General features: G+C 44.6%; 1 pseudogene. It reads right to left on the bottom strand.

The window, feature by feature from the left end:
- Positions 1-231 (bottom strand): annotated as a pseudogene (locus tag ACRHOZ_RS21610) (diaminopimelate epimerase); the annotation flags it as partial.

Below are 231 nucleotides of genomic sequence, written 5' to 3'. Positions count from 1 at the left end.
CTTGGCCCCTTCTTTGGTTACATTGAATTTTTCGAGTTCATGAACCAGTTGCACATGGTGGGGTGAACCAGTACCCAAAAAGCTATAGGCATCCTTTTGGCGAACCTCTTCCACATCGTGCATTTTTAGGGTGACTATATCTCGTTTTATGGTCGCTGTATGAAGTCCATCAATGGCGTTAAAGGTGGTTTGTTCATCAATTATCCCTAGAAACTGGGCAAACGCAACCGC

The organism is Flagellimonas flava (genome assembly GCF_050617915.1).
GTDB lineage: Bacteria > Bacteroidota > Bacteroidia > Flavobacteriales > Flavobacteriaceae > Flagellimonas > Flagellimonas flava_A.
This window is presented reverse-complemented; position numbering and strand designations above follow the sequence as displayed.